The 16,563-nt window shown below is 31.9% G+C and carries 15 protein-coding genes and 1 riboswitch; of the genes, 2 read left to right on the forward strand and 13 right to left on the reverse strand.

The genetic code is table 11. From position 1 onward, the window contains the following. Positions 1-39: 39 nt before the first annotated feature. Positions 40-165, reverse strand: a riboswitch (SAM riboswitch). 76 nt (positions 166-241) lie between these two features. Then, positions 242-1,792, reverse strand: a complete 1,551-nt coding sequence (locus tag APS56_RS07440; protein ID WP_054726722.1) for a hypothetical protein — start codon at positions 1,790-1,792, stop codon at positions 242-244. A 148-nt stretch (positions 1,793-1,940) separates the two neighbouring features. Between APS56_RS07440 and APS56_RS07445 the strand changes: the two genes are divergently transcribed. Together APS56_RS07445 and leuB are read left to right on the forward strand one after the other, a co-directional pair. Next, positions 1,941-3,119 (forward strand): 2-isopropylmalate synthase, encoded by a 1,179-nt coding sequence (locus APS56_RS07445; RefSeq protein WP_082379293.1) that lies wholly within the window; start codon positions 1,941-1,943, stop codon positions 3,117-3,119. A gap of 15 nt (positions 3,120-3,134) precedes the next feature. Further along, the gene (leuB, locus tag APS56_RS07450; RefSeq protein WP_054726739.1) at positions 3,135-4,253 is read left to right on the forward strand and encodes a 3-isopropylmalate dehydrogenase; all 1,119 of its coding nucleotides are present in this window, start codon (positions 3,135-3,137) and stop codon (positions 4,251-4,253) included. A 74-nt stretch (positions 4,254-4,327) separates the two neighbouring features. Here leuB and APS56_RS07455 read toward each other — a convergent pair whose 3' ends face one another. From APS56_RS07455 to APS56_RS07510, 12 genes are all read right to left on the reverse strand, one after another. After that, positions 4,328-5,203 carry an alpha/beta hydrolase gene (locus tag APS56_RS07455; protein WP_054726742.1) on the reverse strand — a complete coding sequence of 292 codons (876 nt, stop codon included), beginning with the start codon at positions 5,201-5,203 and terminating at the stop codon, positions 4,328-4,330. A 44-nt stretch (positions 5,204-5,247) separates the two neighbouring features. Beyond that, positions 5,248-6,003, reverse strand: a complete 756-nt coding sequence (locus APS56_RS07460) for a class I SAM-dependent methyltransferase (RefSeq protein WP_054726745.1) — start codon at positions 6,001-6,003, stop codon at positions 5,248-5,250. Positions 6,004-6,008: 5 nt separating this feature from the next. Next, complete coding sequence (argH, locus tag APS56_RS07465; protein WP_054726748.1) at positions 6,009-7,283, reverse strand: argininosuccinate lyase; 1,275 nt, start codon at positions 7,281-7,283, stop codon at positions 6,009-6,011. A gap of 37 nt (positions 7,284-7,320) precedes the next feature. Further along, on the reverse strand, positions 7,321-8,388 hold the full coding sequence (locus APS56_RS07470) for a M20 family metallo-hydrolase (protein ID WP_054726751.1): 1,068 nt from the start codon (positions 8,386-8,388) through the stop codon (positions 7,321-7,323). A gap of 1 nt (position 8,389) precedes the next feature. Further along, positions 8,390-9,166, reverse strand: coding sequence for an acetylglutamate kinase (gene argB / locus APS56_RS07475; protein ID WP_054726754.1), 777 nt, complete (start codon positions 9,164-9,166; stop codon positions 8,390-8,392). A 44-nt stretch (positions 9,167-9,210) separates the two neighbouring features. Further along, positions 9,211-10,158, reverse strand: coding sequence for an N-acetylornithine carbamoyltransferase (locus tag APS56_RS07480; protein ID WP_054726757.1), 948 nt, complete (start codon positions 10,156-10,158; stop codon positions 9,211-9,213). Positions 10,159-10,166: 8 nt separating this feature from the next. Beyond that, complete coding sequence (gene proB, locus APS56_RS07485; RefSeq protein WP_054731258.1) at positions 10,167-10,928, reverse strand: glutamate 5-kinase; 762 nt, start codon at positions 10,926-10,928, stop codon at positions 10,167-10,169. Beyond that, entirely contained in the window at positions 10,928-12,121 is a 1,194-nt protein-coding gene (locus APS56_RS07490) for a glutamate-5-semialdehyde dehydrogenase (protein ID WP_054726760.1), read from the reverse strand. The genes proB and APS56_RS07490 overlap by 1 nt, the downstream gene beginning before the upstream one ends. A 32-nt stretch (positions 12,122-12,153) precedes the next feature. Beyond that, positions 12,154-13,278: an aspartate aminotransferase family protein gene (locus APS56_RS07495; RefSeq protein ID WP_054726763.1), complete on the reverse strand. Its 1,125-nt coding sequence runs from the start codon at positions 13,276-13,278 to the stop codon at positions 12,154-12,156. A gap of 113 nt (positions 13,279-13,391) precedes the next feature. Beyond that, positions 13,392-14,375, reverse strand: coding sequence for an N-acetyl-gamma-glutamyl-phosphate reductase (argC, locus tag APS56_RS07500; RefSeq protein WP_054726768.1), 984 nt, complete (start codon positions 14,373-14,375; stop codon positions 13,392-13,394). A 106-nt stretch (positions 14,376-14,481) separates the two neighbouring features. Next, positions 14,482-15,660 carry an argininosuccinate synthase gene (locus APS56_RS07505; protein WP_054726773.1) on the reverse strand — a complete coding sequence of 393 codons (1,179 nt, stop codon included), beginning with the start codon at positions 15,658-15,660 and terminating at the stop codon, positions 14,482-14,484. A 25-nt stretch (positions 15,661-15,685) separates the two neighbouring features. Beyond that, complete coding sequence (locus APS56_RS07510; protein WP_157757631.1) at positions 15,686-16,258, reverse strand: GNAT family N-acetyltransferase; 573 nt, start codon at positions 16,256-16,258, stop codon at positions 15,686-15,688. Between the last annotated feature and the right edge of the window lie 305 nt (positions 16,259-16,563).

Raw genomic sequence — 16,563 nt, forward strand, 5'->3', positions numbered from 1 at the left:
GTTATAAGAAATTATAAAATTACAGAAAGTAATTTTGTTAAGTTATCTATCCAAATTCCGATAAATGAATCGGGAATTTAAGTAGAATTTAGCACCTTCATTACTAAGTGTAAAGGGTTGCTAAGGTTTCAAAGGGTCTAATCCCTCCACCTTTCTTGATAACATTTCAGTAAGTTTTTGAACTTTGTGAATGCAAATATTCAATTAATTAAGTGTAATATCCAAATTTTTTCTACGAAATTTACTTTTTCAAAATATTTTCCTGAAATTTTTCTCTAATTATTAATCCTATTGGCTTGTTCTCAATTTTAGTTTCTAACCAAGAAATAATATCCAAATATAGGAAAGCTCTACTCTGATAGGGATCTTTTTCAAATTCCTTTAATTTTTCATGGAGTTTAACAAATGCACCTTTAACTTCGTGTGGATAAATATCACCCAATCCCCTCAAAAATTTTATCATTTCTTTTTGCACTTCATATAACTCCTCCATTTTGATTAAAAATTTATAGGTACTTTTTATAAGTACTTCTAAATTATAATCCAATCCAGCTTCATAATGTGCTACCAAATTTAACACCCTTGAAAAACACAACAAATCTTCACGCATTTCAAGCGATTTATTGCTTATTATTTTTTCTAAGAAATAAATACATTTTCTGTTTTCACCAGCCCCAAAATACATACTGGCTATTTTATAATAAAACACCATAACATGATGCTTATCAATTCTATCTTGATATTTTTTTAGTTTTTCTAAAACCTCATCAATCATAGGTAATCCTTCTTCAAAACGTCCTTCAGTAAAGTGTAAATTAAATTTATTATTATACACATACAAAAAGGTTAATCCTTCAATATTATCATCAATAGGAAACCAAGACTCTTTAGTTACAGTCTCCAATTTTGATAGCGACTCTTTAAACTTATCATAATGCCTCAAGTAAAACAAGGACTCTAACAGATAATGATTCCCTCTTAAAAAGAACACCGGATTTAAAACAATCATATCCTTGTTTTCATAAAAAAGGTTTACCCATTTTGAAGCATATTTATAACAAGATAAAAAATCTTGAGTTAAAAAACTGTACCACAGATACGCCTTATAGAGCCACAATTTTTCTCTAAAATTTAAAGCACTAATTTCATATTTAGGAAGTCTATCATTAAAATAATCTGTAATGCGTTGTGTTTCTTTTTCACTCTTAACATAACCATTTTTTAAAAACAACCCATACAATTGAAGTGATAAGTTTGACAACTTACTTGCCAATACATTTTGTTGACTAAGCTCTTTAGCTTGAATAGTTAATTCATCGGCTCTACTACTCCAACTTCTTGTAATATACTGCGATTCTATTACTTTTTCAAGTTCAACAATTTCTGAAGCTATATTTTTTTCCTCATTAACAATAGCCAGACTCTTAGCTTTATCTAGTATTTTTAAGCTTTGTTTGTAGAGTCCTTTATGATATAAAATGGTTGCAAAATCAAGTTGTTCACGAATTTGAATTCTAATATTTTGATGTGACGGATTTAACCTTAAGCTTATCAAAATCTGCTTATATAAATGCGCTTTTAAATTAGAAAGTTGTTGCTTTTTCACAATACCTTTCTTCAAAATTACAACTTCATCATATGCTGGTAATTTATCAAGAATATTAAAGAGCATTAAAAATTTTGAATCTTCATTAACCCCTAATCTTCCTACATAAAGTTTAAACTGTCTCTTTTCAGATTTAGACAGAGACTTTATTAGCACAAACAAATTATCTTTTTGCTCCTTTGTCATAATGATAATTACAATATTAAATACTTAGTTTTCAACAACTTAAACACAACACAAATACGTTAAACATCGTAAAAATAAAACGATGAATTCTCAATTTAGGAAACCAAATTATACATTCGTAGCACAATAAGAAAATATATTTTAATAAATGTCTGATAACATCGTACAAATTTTTGACACCACCCTACGTGACGGCGAGCAAGTACCTGGTTGTAAACTAAATACTGACCAAAAATTAATTATTGCAGAGCAACTTGACTTTTTAGGTGTTGACATCATTGAAGCTGGTTTCCCTGTTTCAAGCCCTGGCGATTTTAAATCGGTAGAAGCTATTTCCAAACTTGTTAAAAACGCTTCTGTTTGTGGTCTTACAAGATCTGTTGAAAATGATATAAAAGTTGCTGCCGAAGCACTAAAATACGCAAAAAAACCAAGAATACACACAGGTATTGGTACTTCTGAATCTCATATAAAGCACAAGTTTAAATCTACACAAGATGCCATTATAGAACGTGCTGTAAGAGCCGTAAGCTATGCTAAATCTTTTGTGGAAGACGTGGAGTTTTATGCTGAAGATGCTGGTAGAACAGATAATGCTTATTTAGCTCGTGTTTGCGAAGCTGTTATTAAAGCAGGTGCAACAGTATTAAATATCCCTGACACTACTGGTTACTGCTTACCAAGTGAATATGGAGCAAAAATAAAATACCTTAAAGAAAACGTAAAGGGTATTGAAAAGGCCGTTTTGTCCTGCCATTGCCATAACGATTTAGGTTTAGCAACAGCTAATTCTATTGAAGGTGTTATTAATGGTGCCAGACAAATAGAATGTACTATTAATGGTATTGGTGAACGTGCTGGAAACACCGCTTTAGAAGAAGTTGTCATGATTTTAAAACAACACCCATACTTAAATTTAGATACTAATATTCGTACTGAAATGCTTTATGGCATTAGCCAATTGGTATCTGACAATATGGGTATTTATACCCAGCCCAACAAAGCTATTGTAGGTGCTAATGCATTTGCCCACAGCTCTGGAATTCATCAAGATGGTGTTATTAAAAATCGTGAAACTTACGAGATTATAGACCCTAAGGATGTTGGCGTAACAGAATCTGCAATTGTACTTACTGCAAGAAGTGGAAGAGCCGCTTTGGCATATAGAGCAAAAAATATAGGCTATGAATTAACAAAACTTCAATTAGATGAAATTTATGTTGATTTCTTAAACTTTGCAGATAAAAAGAAAGAAATTGTTGATACCGATATTCATGAAATCATAGAGTCCAGTTCTGTTTTTAAAGAAATCAACACATCGTCATAAAATAGGTTTAAAAAAATGAAGTTACATATCGCTGTTTTACCGGGTGATGGCATAGGTCCAGAAGTAATTGCTCAAGCTGTAAAAGCGCTGAAAAGCATTGCTACAGTATACGATCATATATTTACTTTTGAATATGGTTTAGTAGGTGCAGCAGCGATTAACAAAACTGGCATTGCTTTACCTGAAGAAACATTAGCTCTTTGTAAAAAAGCAGACACTATTTTATTTGGAGCTATTGGTTCCCCTAAATATGAGAACGATCCTGAGGCTAAAATAAGACCAGAACAAGGTCTTTTAGGTTTACGAAAAGAACTTGATTTACACACAAATATTAGACCTGTAGTTGCTTATGAAGATTTATCTAATAAATCGCCTTTAAGAAAAAAATGGATTAAAGATGTCAATCTTTGTTTTTATAGAGAACTTACAGGAGGTATTTATTTTGGTGAAAAAACATTTAGTGAAGACGGCAATACGGCTACAGATACTTGTACTTACACGCGCAATGAAATAGAACGTGTAGCTCACCGAGCTTTTAAAGCAGCCCAATCTAGGAAACACAAATTAACTTTAGTAGATAAAGCCAATGTATTAGCAAGTTCAAAACTTTGGAGAAAAATTATTAAAGAAATAGCTATACAATATCCTGACGTGGCGGTTAACTACTTGTATGTTGACCAAGTTGCCATGCAACTTATTTTAAATCCAAAACAGTTTGACATTATACTAATTGAAAATATGTTTGGAGATATTATTTCTGAAGAGGCGAGTGTTATTGTTGGCTCTATAGGCTTATTGGCATCTGCATCTATTGGAGATAAATATTCCATGTTTGAACCAATACATGGTGCTTATTACAAAGCGACTGATAGAGGTATTGCAAACCCAATTGCAGCTATTTTGTCTGCTGCTATGTTATTAGAACACTTTGATTTATATGAGGAGGCTAATCTTATCAAAAAAGCGGTTGATAAATCATTACAATTACAAATTACAACGCCCGATTTAAATACTAAATACGATAATATATCAACTAGTAAAGTAGGTGATTTTATTGAAGATTTTATTAATAATCCAGAAGAAACCAATTTAAACTTTACAAACATACATTTAGGACAATCCACTATAATTTAATTATTTGAGTTAGTCACCAAAATTAATTTAGGATTTAAAAAGAGTGCTTATTATTAAGCACTCTTTTATTTTATCTAAATACCTTTTAACCAATCATACAATCTATCTGGCCAAGTTTGTAAATAGTCCTTCCCAATAGCTAAACTAAAGCCATGTCCTCCATAAGGATAAATATGCATTTCAGTTTTTACATTATTTGATCTAAGAGCATTATAAAAATTCAAACTATTTTCAACTGGTACTAACTCATCATCCCCAGAATGCACTATAAAAGTTGGTGGTGTGTTTTTACTAACATGCAATTCGTTAGAAAATTTTTCTACCAATTTTTCATCAGGTATTTTACCTAATAAACTATTACGCGATCCTTTATGAGTAAAATTGCTTTTCATAGTCACAACTGGATACAATAAAACCATAAAATCTGGTCGTGCAGAAATAATATCTACATTAGATTCTTTAAAATGATTTGGATAATTAAACTGGGTTCCTAATGTTGATGCTAAATGTCCTCCTGCCGAAAAGCCCATAACACCTATTTTATTTTTATTAATATGCCATTTTTCAGCATGAAACCGTAACAACCTTATTGCTCGCTGAGCATCTTGTAATGGTGCTTCGTAAGACACTTTAATAGATTTTGAATCTGGCAACCTATATTTCAACACAAATGCAGCAATTCCCTTGGTGTTAAACCATTTAGCAATATCAATACCCTCCCAATCATACGCTAATGCCTGATATCCACCTCCTGGACAAATTACAACAGCTTTTCCAGTATTGTTTTTCTTTGAAGGTAAATAGACTTCTAATGTAGGTTCTTGCACTTTTGATATTCTGATAATATCTGTGTTGGTTATGATTTCTAACTCCTCTGAATTTTGACTATTTGGAATGATATCATCCCATAATTGTATAATGTCATTTTGACTAAAAATAGGGTGAATCATAATATACAAATTAAAAATTATTATATAGAATTTCAAATTTATTTCTAATTAGAATTTAAAATATTTTTCAAGCTATCAAAATCTATAAGATTAAGATAGTCCTTACGGTTTTCTTCTAAAAGATAATATTCATAAAATGGATTTGTAGCTGAAATACTCTTACCTATATTATGTGTTTTTGACAAAATGCCAACTCCCCAATTAGTATCTACACAACAGGAATAAACAGATGGATTAAAGCGCCATTTCAAAAAAGCTTTCCATGTGGTCCCGTTCCAATATCCCTTTGCTGGAGTTTTAAAAAACCCAAAGGTTTCTCTGGCATGCCATTCAGTTGGCGGATTACAATCATGTAGCACTATAAAACCATCCTCTGTTATAAAATCTAAAGCATTTTTAATGTCTTTATTCACCTGTTCGGCATAGTGTAAACCATCAATAAAAACAACATTAAATTTAATATTTGAAGAAAGAACTTGATTTGAATTCAGCTTTTCAAAAAACACATCACTAGTCATTTTAAAATCTACAGGATTTTCTTCAAATTCTAATCCTGGATCTACACTGTACTTTGTGGTAGCTTTAATATGATTGAAATTGTGATCTGGATTCCTAACGCCAATTTCTAAATAAGTTGTTTCTTCATTAAACAAAGACAATAAAAAATTTATCACCTCAGTTCGGGAGTGTGGTTTTTCCAATTCTATTTTAGTCCGTTTTTGACCTTCAATAAAAATAGGACTATTAAGAAATTCTTTACCATGAATAAAATACCACACCAATCTTTTTAATTTTTTCATAATAACTAATTAGGAAATTTAGCCTTTATTTTATCCAAGCAGAGATTATGAATACTACCCTCATGGGTATGTTTTTTTGAAATATCAGGTACGTAAGTACCATCTTGTACTTGACCTCCAATTTCCTGATAAGCCTCCCTAAACGTTTGACCTTCAACTACTAAGCTATTAATATTATCAACTGTGAATAAATACTTGTACAGATTGCTGTGAACATCTATATCTTTCACGATAATTTGTTGGATGGAGAAATTAAAAATATCTAAAATATCTTTAGTTTCTTCAAAAGCAGCAATCATATTTTCTTTTAGTAACTGAAAATCTCTATGATAGCCACTAGGCAAATTATTGGTTATTAAAATCATTTCTGTTTGCAAAGCTTGAATCTTGTTGCATTTCCCTCGAATCAATTCAAAAACATCAGGATTCTTTTTATGTGGCATAATACTGCTACCTGTAGTTAACTCATCTGGAAAAGTTACAAATCCAAAATTTTGACTCATATATAAACATATATCCATAGCAAAACGCGATAGCGTATTACACAAACCGCCTAAGCCAGCAGCTATGGTACGTTCATTTTTTCCACGTCCCATTTGAGCAGCTACCACATTATATTTTAAGGTTGAAAAAGCCATTTCTTTGGTAGTAAATTCTCTATCAATGGGAAAGGAACTTCCGTATCCAGCCGCAGAACCTAATGGATTTTGGTCTACAGTTTTAATGGCAGCATTTAATAAGTAAACATCGTCTATCATCAATTCCGCATACGCTGAAAACCACAAACCGAATGACGATGGCATAGCCACTTGCAAGTGTGTGTAACCGGGAAGCACTTTATCTTTATACTTCTCAGCTAGCGATAATAGGGTTTCAAAAAGCGTCTGCGTTTTTTCTTTTACCAAACTCAAATTTTCTTTGTAATATAAATGGAGAGCCACCAAAACTTGATCGTTTCTTGATCGTGCAGTATGAATTTTTTTACCAACATCTCCTAAAGATTTAGTTAATTCAAATTCAATTTTAGAATGTACATCTTCAAACTGGCTGTCAATTTCAAAACTACCTGCTTCAATTTGTGCTGACAAAACATCTAAGCCCCCTAATAATTGTTCTAATTCCTCAACTGTTAAAATACCTATTTTTTGAAGCATTTTAGCATGAGCTTTTGATGCAATAATATCATATTTTGCTATGTGAATATCAATTTCCCTATCGTTTCCAACTGTAAATTGTTCTATTTTTTTATCTATTGATATGCCTTTGTCCCAGAGTTTCATTTTGTAAAAATGTTTATTTGTTTATGAACTGATTTGCTTAAACGATTACCCGATTCAACAATTCAATATAAATTTTTATGCCTTCTTCAATTTCATACAAATGAATATATTCATCTGCAGAATGCGAGCGCGTACTATCACCCGGGCCTAATTTAAGCGACTTGCATGATAACCAAGCTTGATCAGACAAAGTTGGTGATCCGTAAGGTTTTCGTCCCATAGCAATACCAGCTTTCACTAATGGATGATCCATTGGAATTGACGATGAATTTAAATGCAAACTTCGTGGTTTAATACTTGCACAGGGTGCATTTTTTTCAAGAAACTCTGCTATTTCCGCATTAGTATATTTATCATTAACACGAACATCAATTACCAATTCTACTTCTGCTGGCACCACATTGTGCTGTTTTCCTGCATTAATTTGAGTAACCGTTAATTTAACATCACCTAAAGTTTCCGAACCTTTTTCAAACTTTACATTTTTAAACCATTGTAAAGTTTCAATCATCTTATAAATAGGATTATCATCATTTGGGTGTGCAGCATGACTAGCAGTTCCTTGTATCTTAGCATCAAAAACCACCAAACCTTTTTCGGCAACCGCTAAATTCATCAACGTTGGTTCTCCTACTATGGCAACATCAATTTTAGGAATAATTTTCAACATGCTATTCAATCCATTTGGACCACTACTTTCCTCTTCTGCAGAAGCTACCAAAATCAAATTATATTTTAAATCTTTATAATTATAAAAATGAGTAAAAGTAGCAATTAGAGACACCAAACAACCACCTGCATCATTACTACCCAAACCGTATAATTTACCATCTTCAACAATGGCTTTCAATGGATCTTTGGTATATGCACTATTCGGTTTTACAGTATCATGATGTGAATTTAGTAACATATTTGGTTTGCTCTCATCAAAATACTTATTGATTGCCCAAACATTATTTTTCGTCCTTTTATAATCTATATTATTGCTTTTGAACCAAGCTTCAATATGCCTTGCAGTTTTATCTTCTTCGGTAGAAAAAGATTGCGTTTCTATTAACCTTTTAAGTAACGCAATAGCATCATTTGATAATTGTTTTTGCGTCATTTTACAAGGTGATTTTGGTGAAGTTATCATTTGCTTTGATCAACATATCTGTATTTCCCATATTAATTGTATTGACTCCATTTTTTAAAGCATCAAAACAATTTTCCAATTTAGGAAGCATCCCATCTGCAATAATTCCTCTATCTAACAAATATTTATATGTTTTAGAATCAATATGTTTTATCACTGAATTTTTATCTTGTATGTTTTCTAAAACACCATTCAATTCAAAACAATAATAAACAGACGTTTTATATAATTTACTCATTCCTATGGCTACTTGCGAAGTAATGGTATCTGCATTTGTGTTTAATAATTGTCCGTTACCGTCATGCGTAATGGCACAAAAAACAGGTATAAAATCTGCTTGAATTAATTTATCTATAGATTCGTGAGCTACTTTTTTAACATCTCCTACAAAACCAAAATCAACTTCTTTAATAGGTCTTTTTTCAGAAGAAATACTATTTACATCCGCACCAGTTAACCCAATAGCATTTACATTTAAAGCTTGCAGTTTTGCAACCACATTCTTATTTACCAAACCTCCATAAACCATTGTAATAACTTCTAATGTTTTGGCATCCGTAACACGCCTACCATTAACCATTTGAGATTCTATTCCTAGTTTTAAAGCCACAGAGGTAGCACGTTTACCTCCTCCATGTACCAAAATCTTTTTCCCTTCTAAATTAGAAAACAATTTCAGAAAAGCATTTAAAGACGTTTCATCTTCAATAATGTTTCCTCCAATTTTGACTATTTTTAATGTCTCCATGCTTTATATTTCATTGGTTTTCAACTATGCTAACCTGACTTTAGTTAAAGGTTTTCAAGTATTTTTTTAAGCACAGTTTGTGCTGCAAAAGTTCTATTATTTGCTTGTTGGATTACCAAAGAATTTTCACTATCTAAAACAGCATCAGACACAACTAAGTTTCTTCTAACAGGCAAACAATGCATAAATTTAGCATTATTTGTCAATTTCATTTTTTCAGCACTTACCATCCAATCTAAATCGGAATTTAATATTTTTCCGTAGTTAGAGTAAGAACTCCAGTTTTTAGCATAAATAAAATCGGCATTAGCAAAGGCTTCATCCTGATTATAAATAATAGGTGAATCCCTTGTTATTTCTGGATTTAAATCATAACCTTCCGGGTGTGTAATAACAAACTCTACGTCCATTTTTTGCATAGCCTGTGTAAAACTATTTGCTACCGCATGTGGCAATGCTTTAACATGTGGTGCCCAAGTAAGTACTACTTTAGGTTTTGCTACTTTAGAAAATTCTGAAATGGTTACAGCATCCGTTAAAGCTTGCAATGGATGTCCTGTGGCACTTTCCATACTTACTATTGGCACGGAAGCATGTTTTATAAACGAATTTATGACTTGTTCACTTTCATCTTTTGGTTTATCTGTTAAAGTTGGAAAAGCACGTACAGCAATAATATCACAATATTGAGAAACTACAGCTGCAGCTTCTTTAATATGCTCTGCAGTACCTCCATTCATTACCGAGCCATCCTCAAATTCAATACCCCAAGCATCCCCAGACACATTCATTACAATAGGATTCATTCCTAAATTTAATGCTGCTTTTTGAGTGCTTAACCGGGTTCTTAAACTACTATTAAAAAACAACAATCCTATGGTTTTATTAGCACCTAAAGCCAAATGTTTCAATGGGCTTGCTTTTAATGCTTTGGCTTCTTCAATCCAAGAATTAATGTTATCTATATCTTGAATGGACGTATAATTCTTCATTTTTACTTTTATTTTATTCTAGTAAACGGTATTTTATTATTCATAGCATTCACTATAAAATCATCTTCCAATCCATTTACTATCCATGTTTCTATATTTGCTTTTTTAGCAACCAAAGCTGCCTCTATTTTAGATTGCATTCCGCCACTGCCGTGTGAAGATTTAGAATCTACCACTTGATTGATAAGTGTATCAATATTTGAAACTGCTTCAATAGTTTTTGGTTGTTTCTCGTTTATAGATTCTTTTGTATAAATGCCGTAAGTATTTGTAGCAATTACAAACAAATCAACTCCTAAAAGCGAGGCTGTTAATGCTCCTAATTTATCGTTATCGCCAAATTTAATTTCATCTGTTGCAACAGTATCATTTTCATTAATAATGGGGATATAACTATTATTAACCAACACATTAATAGTATTTACAATATTAACTCTACTCTCTTTCTTTTCAAAATCTGAATAAGATAACAAACACTGCGAAGTTAGTAAACTATGCTCTCTAAATATTTCTTGATATATCCTTATTAAATGGGGCTGCCCAATGGATGCTAAAGCTTGCTTTACAAAAATTGGCTTGCGTTTACTCTCTAATTTCACAAACTGTTTTGCCACAGCTATAGCACCTGAAGTTACTATTATAAACTCATGTGTATCTTGTAATTGTGCTATTTGAATGGCTAAATCCTCAATTTTACCTCTTGAAATATTATCTGTTTCTTTAGTAAGGGTATTAGAACCTATTTTTAATAAAACTCTTTTTTTCTTCATTATCTTGTTTGTCCATTTCCATGAACATACCATTTATTTGTTACTAAATGCTGTAAACCGATTGGTCCGCGTTGGTGTAATTTATCTGTACTAATAGCTAATTCGCCACCCAATCCTAATTGTCCACCATCAGTAAATCTTGAAGATGCATTATGATACACCGCAGCCGTATCTACATTTTCCATGAAAGCTTTGGCTTCGTTTTCATCCTTAGTAACAATAACTGAAGAATGTCCGCCAGAATATTTATTAATCATGGCAATGGTGTCTTGATTAGACGCAATTTCGCCTATAAGAATCTTATAATCTAAAAATTCTTCATACCAAATATCGTCAGATTTTATGCCTTCTAAACCATGCTCTTTTGAAATTGTATCATCACCTAATACTTGAATTTTAAAATCTTTTAATTTTGAAATAAGGTTTGCAACAAAATCTTTTTTATTAGGAAGATTTTCATCTATCAATACCTTATCAATGGCATTGCAAGCTGATATTTTTGATTTTCCATTCAAAATAACGTTGATAGCAATATCCAAATCCGCGTCTTTATGTACATACACAAAATTATTACCACGTCCACTAATAATTACTGGACAAGTAGCATGCTGCTTAGTAAATGCTATCAATCTTTCACCACCACGTGGCACAATCAAATCAACCTGTTGTGTTGGATTTTCTAAGAATGCTTGAGTTTCTATTCTATTAAATTGTAAATACTCCACCCAATTTGTTGAGGCACCATTTTCTTTTAAAGCTTGATGCCATAATTCAACAATCTTAAGATTAGAATTTAAAGACTCTTTTCCGCCTTTTAATAATATTTTATTTCCAGATTTGAATGCGATTCCAGCTGCTTCCACAGTAACATCAGGTCTGGATTCATAAATAATCAAAACCGTACCAAAGGATGCCGTTTTATTATAAACCTGCATCCCATTATCATGCTTAAAGCGAAAACGCTCTACCCCAACAGGATCGTCTTGCGATGCTAAATGTGTTACAGAAGCAATCATTTCATCAACTTTTTTATCGTCCGCTTTCAATCTGTCATACATGGAAATATCATCTCCACTGTAAGCCTCTAAGTCGCCCTTATTAACCTCAATGATAGCCGCTCTTTCTTGTTCCAAAAGTTGCGCCATTTTAAGTAATACAGCATTTCTTGTTTCAATTGATAATAAAGTGTTCATTGTTTTCTTTTTTTTGTTGTCAGTGCTCTATTCTACAATGCTTTTTTTAAAGCCTCAAAAAACTGATCAACGTGTTGTTTTTTAATTGTTAATGGTGGTAAAATCCGTATTAGTTTTTTATTGGATGCACCACCAGTAAATATATGATTTTCATATATAAGTTTTTTTCTAAGTTCTCCAACTTCAAAATCGAATTCCAATCCGATCATTAATCCTCTTCCTTTAATATTTTTTATTTGAGGAATTGTTTTTGCTTTTGAGATAAAATATTCTGATATGGTATGGACATTTTCAAGCAACTTATCTTCTTCAATGGTATTTAAAACGGCTAAACCAGCAGCACACGCCAAATGATTTCCTCCAAACGTAGTTCCTAACATCCCATGCTTAGCCTCAATACTTGGATGAATTAAAACGCCACCAATAGGAAATCCATTTCCCATTCCTTTTGCTATAGAAATAATATCTGGAGCAACATTATAATACTGAAAAGCGAAAAACTTACCAGAACGCCCGTAACCAGATTGCACCTCGTCCGCAATAAAAAAGGTATTATTTACTTTACAAAGTTGATCCACTTGCTCAAAAAATTTAGCAGTGGCTTGATCCAAACCTCCAACACCTTGAATAAATTCAACAATAACGGCACAAACATCGCCTTTTTCCAATTCCTTTTTAACCGCTTCAACATCGTTTAGAGGCAAAATTGTTACCGCTTGCTGCGCATTTATTGGTGCTATAATATTAGGATTATCAGTAGCCGCTACTGCTGCCGAGGTACGACCATGAAATCCATTTTTAAACGCAACCACACGAGATTTCCCTGTTTTAAAAGAGGCTAATTTCAATGCGTTTTCATTGGCCTCTGCACCCGAATTACATAAAAACAATTCATAACCTTTACAACCTGAAAGGGCTTCTAATTTATTAGCCAATTCAAGTTGCAACGGATTTTGAATGGCGTTGGAATAAAAGCCTAACTTTTCAACTTGATTTGTAATAGCCTTAACGTAATTAGGGTGTGCATGTCCAATTGAAATCACGGCATGACCACCATATAAATCTAAATATTCAATTTCTTTGTCATCATAAACAAAAATATCTTTTCCAGAAACTGGAGTAACACTGTATAATGGGTAAACGTCAAATAGCGGCATTTTTTTGTTTTAATTTTAATAGATTCATCAAATCTAACTTTGTGTTATTTCTACTTTACTCAGTAATCATGGCTCTAACACCCAAAACTTATTGAATCTCGTTTATTTTAATATTAAAAATAAGTTCCTTTTAATTGAATCCCTTCATTTTCGGGCAAACCAAACATCAAATTCATATTTTGAACTGCTTGTCCTGAAGCGCCTTTTAATAAATTATCAATTATACTTGTAATCAGTAATTTATTATTGTGCTTATGCAAATGTATCAAACATTTGTTAGTATTTACTACCTGCTTAAGATGCAATTCTTTTTCTGAAATAAAAGTAAAAGCAGCATCTTTATAAAAGGACTTATACATATCTTTTGCCTCTTCAATGGTGCCTTCAAAATTGGTGTAAACAGTCGCAAAAATTCCTCTTGAAAAATTACCGCGATTAGGCATAAAAAGTATTTCAGATGAAAAACTGCTTTGTAATTGTTTTACAGATTGATTAATTTCTCCTAAATGCTGATGGGTAAAAGGTTTGTAGTAAGAAAAATTATTATCCCTCCAAGTAAAATGAGTTGTTTCAGACAATGATGTTCCGGCTCCTGTAGCCCCCGTAACGGCATTAATATGCACATCGGTATTCAGCAATCCTTTACCTGCCAATGGTAATAACGCTAATTGAATAGCTGTTGCAAAACAGCCAGGATTAGCAATATAATTGGCTTTTTCAATCACTACTTTTTGTAACTCAGGCAACCCATAAACAAAGGTTTTCCCTTTAAAAACCTTGTCTTTTTCCAATCTGAAATCATTTCCTAAATCAATAATCTTTGTATTTTCAGAAAAGGCATTCGCTTCTAAAAATTTAATGGAATTACCGTGACCCAGACACAAAAACAGCACATCAACATTAGGATTAATAGTATCTGTAAATTTCAAATTTAAACTCCCAACTAAATCTTGATGTATGTTACTAATTTGATTTCCAGCATTGGAGGTACTAAAAACAAAATTAATTTCAGCATTTGGGTGTGTAATTAATAATCTAATTAACTCACCAGCCGTATATCCTGCTCCCCCTATAATACCAACTTGTATTTTTTTCATTTTACAATTTATTTCTCATTATATAATCATATCGAACAAGACATTGCATTCCATTTAACCATGCATTTTCTAATACTAACGAAATGATTCATCGTTTAAAATCTTATTAAGAGTTGTTTACCTGTTGATAAATCTTGTTTGCATTTCCAATAATTTTGATAAATCCTTTGGCATCATCTGCAGTCCATGCTTTATTCTCTTCACCGTAACTTCCAAATTTAGCGCTCATTAAATCATGTTCAGACTTAATACCGTCTAATGAAAAATGATAGGGTTTTAAAGTAACCGTTACATCGCCACTCACCTTATCTTGACTACTCTCTAAAAAGGCTTCCATATTTCTCATTACGGGGTCTAAATATTGCCCTTCATGCAAATGCATACCGTAAAAACTTGCCAAATATTCTTTATGTTGTAATTGCCATTTTGTTAAGGTATGTTTCTCTAATAAATGATGAGCTTTAATAATAATTAAGGCTGCTGCGGCTTCAAAACCAACACGACCTTTAATACCTACAATTGTATCTCCTACATGAATATCTCTCCCTATTGCATATGATGAGGCTAAACTATTTAAGACTTCAATATTAATTTCTGGATCATTTTCAACCCCATTAACAGCAACCAATTCACCTTTTAAAAAAGTTAATGATACTTTTTCTTCTTCATTATGTTTCAATTGAGACGGATATGCCTCATTTGGCAAAGGCTTATCTGATGTTAATGTTTCTGAACCACCAACACTTGTACCCCATAAACCTTTGTTTATTGAATATTTTGCTTTTTCCCAAGACATATCTATTCCATTCGTTTTTAAATAGTCAATTTCTTCCTGTCTGGTTAGTTTTTCATCTCTAATAGGCGTAATAATTTTAATATGTGGTGCTAAGGTTTGAAAAATCATGTCGAAACGTACTTGATCATTACCTGCTCCTGTGCTACCGTGAGCAATATATTCTGCATCAATGCTTTTAGCATATTCTACAATTTCAATTGCTTGAATGATACGTTCAGCACTTACTGATAGTGGATAAGTATTATTTTTTAATACATTTCCGAAGATTAAGTACTTCACCACTTTTTGATAAAATGTGGGTACTGCATTGATGTTTTTATAAGTTGAAACTCCCATTTTATAAGCATTACTTTCTATATGGTTAATTTCCTCTTTTGTAAAACCTCCTGTATTTACACTCACAGCATGTACATCATATTCTTTTGATAAACTTACGGCGCAATATGAGGTATCTAAGCCTCCACTATATGCTATTACTAATTTTTTCATTTAATTATAATTTGTATGTCTTATTTTATATTTGCTTTAAATGACCAATTTCAGACTCAAAACATTCATTTACATAATACCTAAAACTATGCTCATCTCGTAATTTTCCTAATTTCTCAAGTTCTTCAACCAATCCTGCAGACATTTTAGCTAAGGTAACATGAGTCATACCTAATAATTCGTTATAATAATGCACTTTAGGTGTTTGTGCTACTGAAATAAGAAACGAATCAGAAAACAATTCGGTCATTTTATACATTAATAACAACCCAAGATTATAATTTCTACATTCGCGATCTACCCATAAAGAGGTACGTTCAAACACGGAATGCCCTTTAACCAAATGCTCATGAACAAAAATATGGCCATAAATTCGATCATTTTTTTTCAATATAAAACAACCGTTTTCTGCACGTGTTTTTAACATATCAACATCTACATAGTACAAAGTTGAAAGTTCTCTTGATCTTTCTGAAATAATTTCCAGTGATTTATTTGAAAGTTTATAAACAAGCTTTATTTCTATTTCTTCTTTTGTACAAAATAATTCTGCTTGTTCTATAACACTATTAATTTCTATGTCCAATATCGTATTCATTTTAGTTTGTTGTTTAAAAACATATCTCAATTTTAACCAATAACCTATAAAAAGACCATTGATTATTAAACTAAACAATTCATTAAAGTATATCTAACTCTAAAAATTATTATTTTAAACAATATAAGTAACGAAAATTGAAAGTGAATTACTTTCTAAAAAAACACCCCTTAGGGGCGATTTTGAGGAATACACACAACAGCAGTTTTAGTACACAATACTAAAACATAAGAGATAAGAGATATGTGGTTTCCTGTTTTCACTGAATAACTACCTAAACTATTAACTCTAAATCGTCGGCACAA

Source organism: Pseudalgibacter alginicilyticus (genome assembly GCF_001310225.1).
GTDB lineage: Bacteria > Bacteroidota > Bacteroidia > Flavobacteriales > Flavobacteriaceae > Pseudalgibacter > Pseudalgibacter alginicilyticus.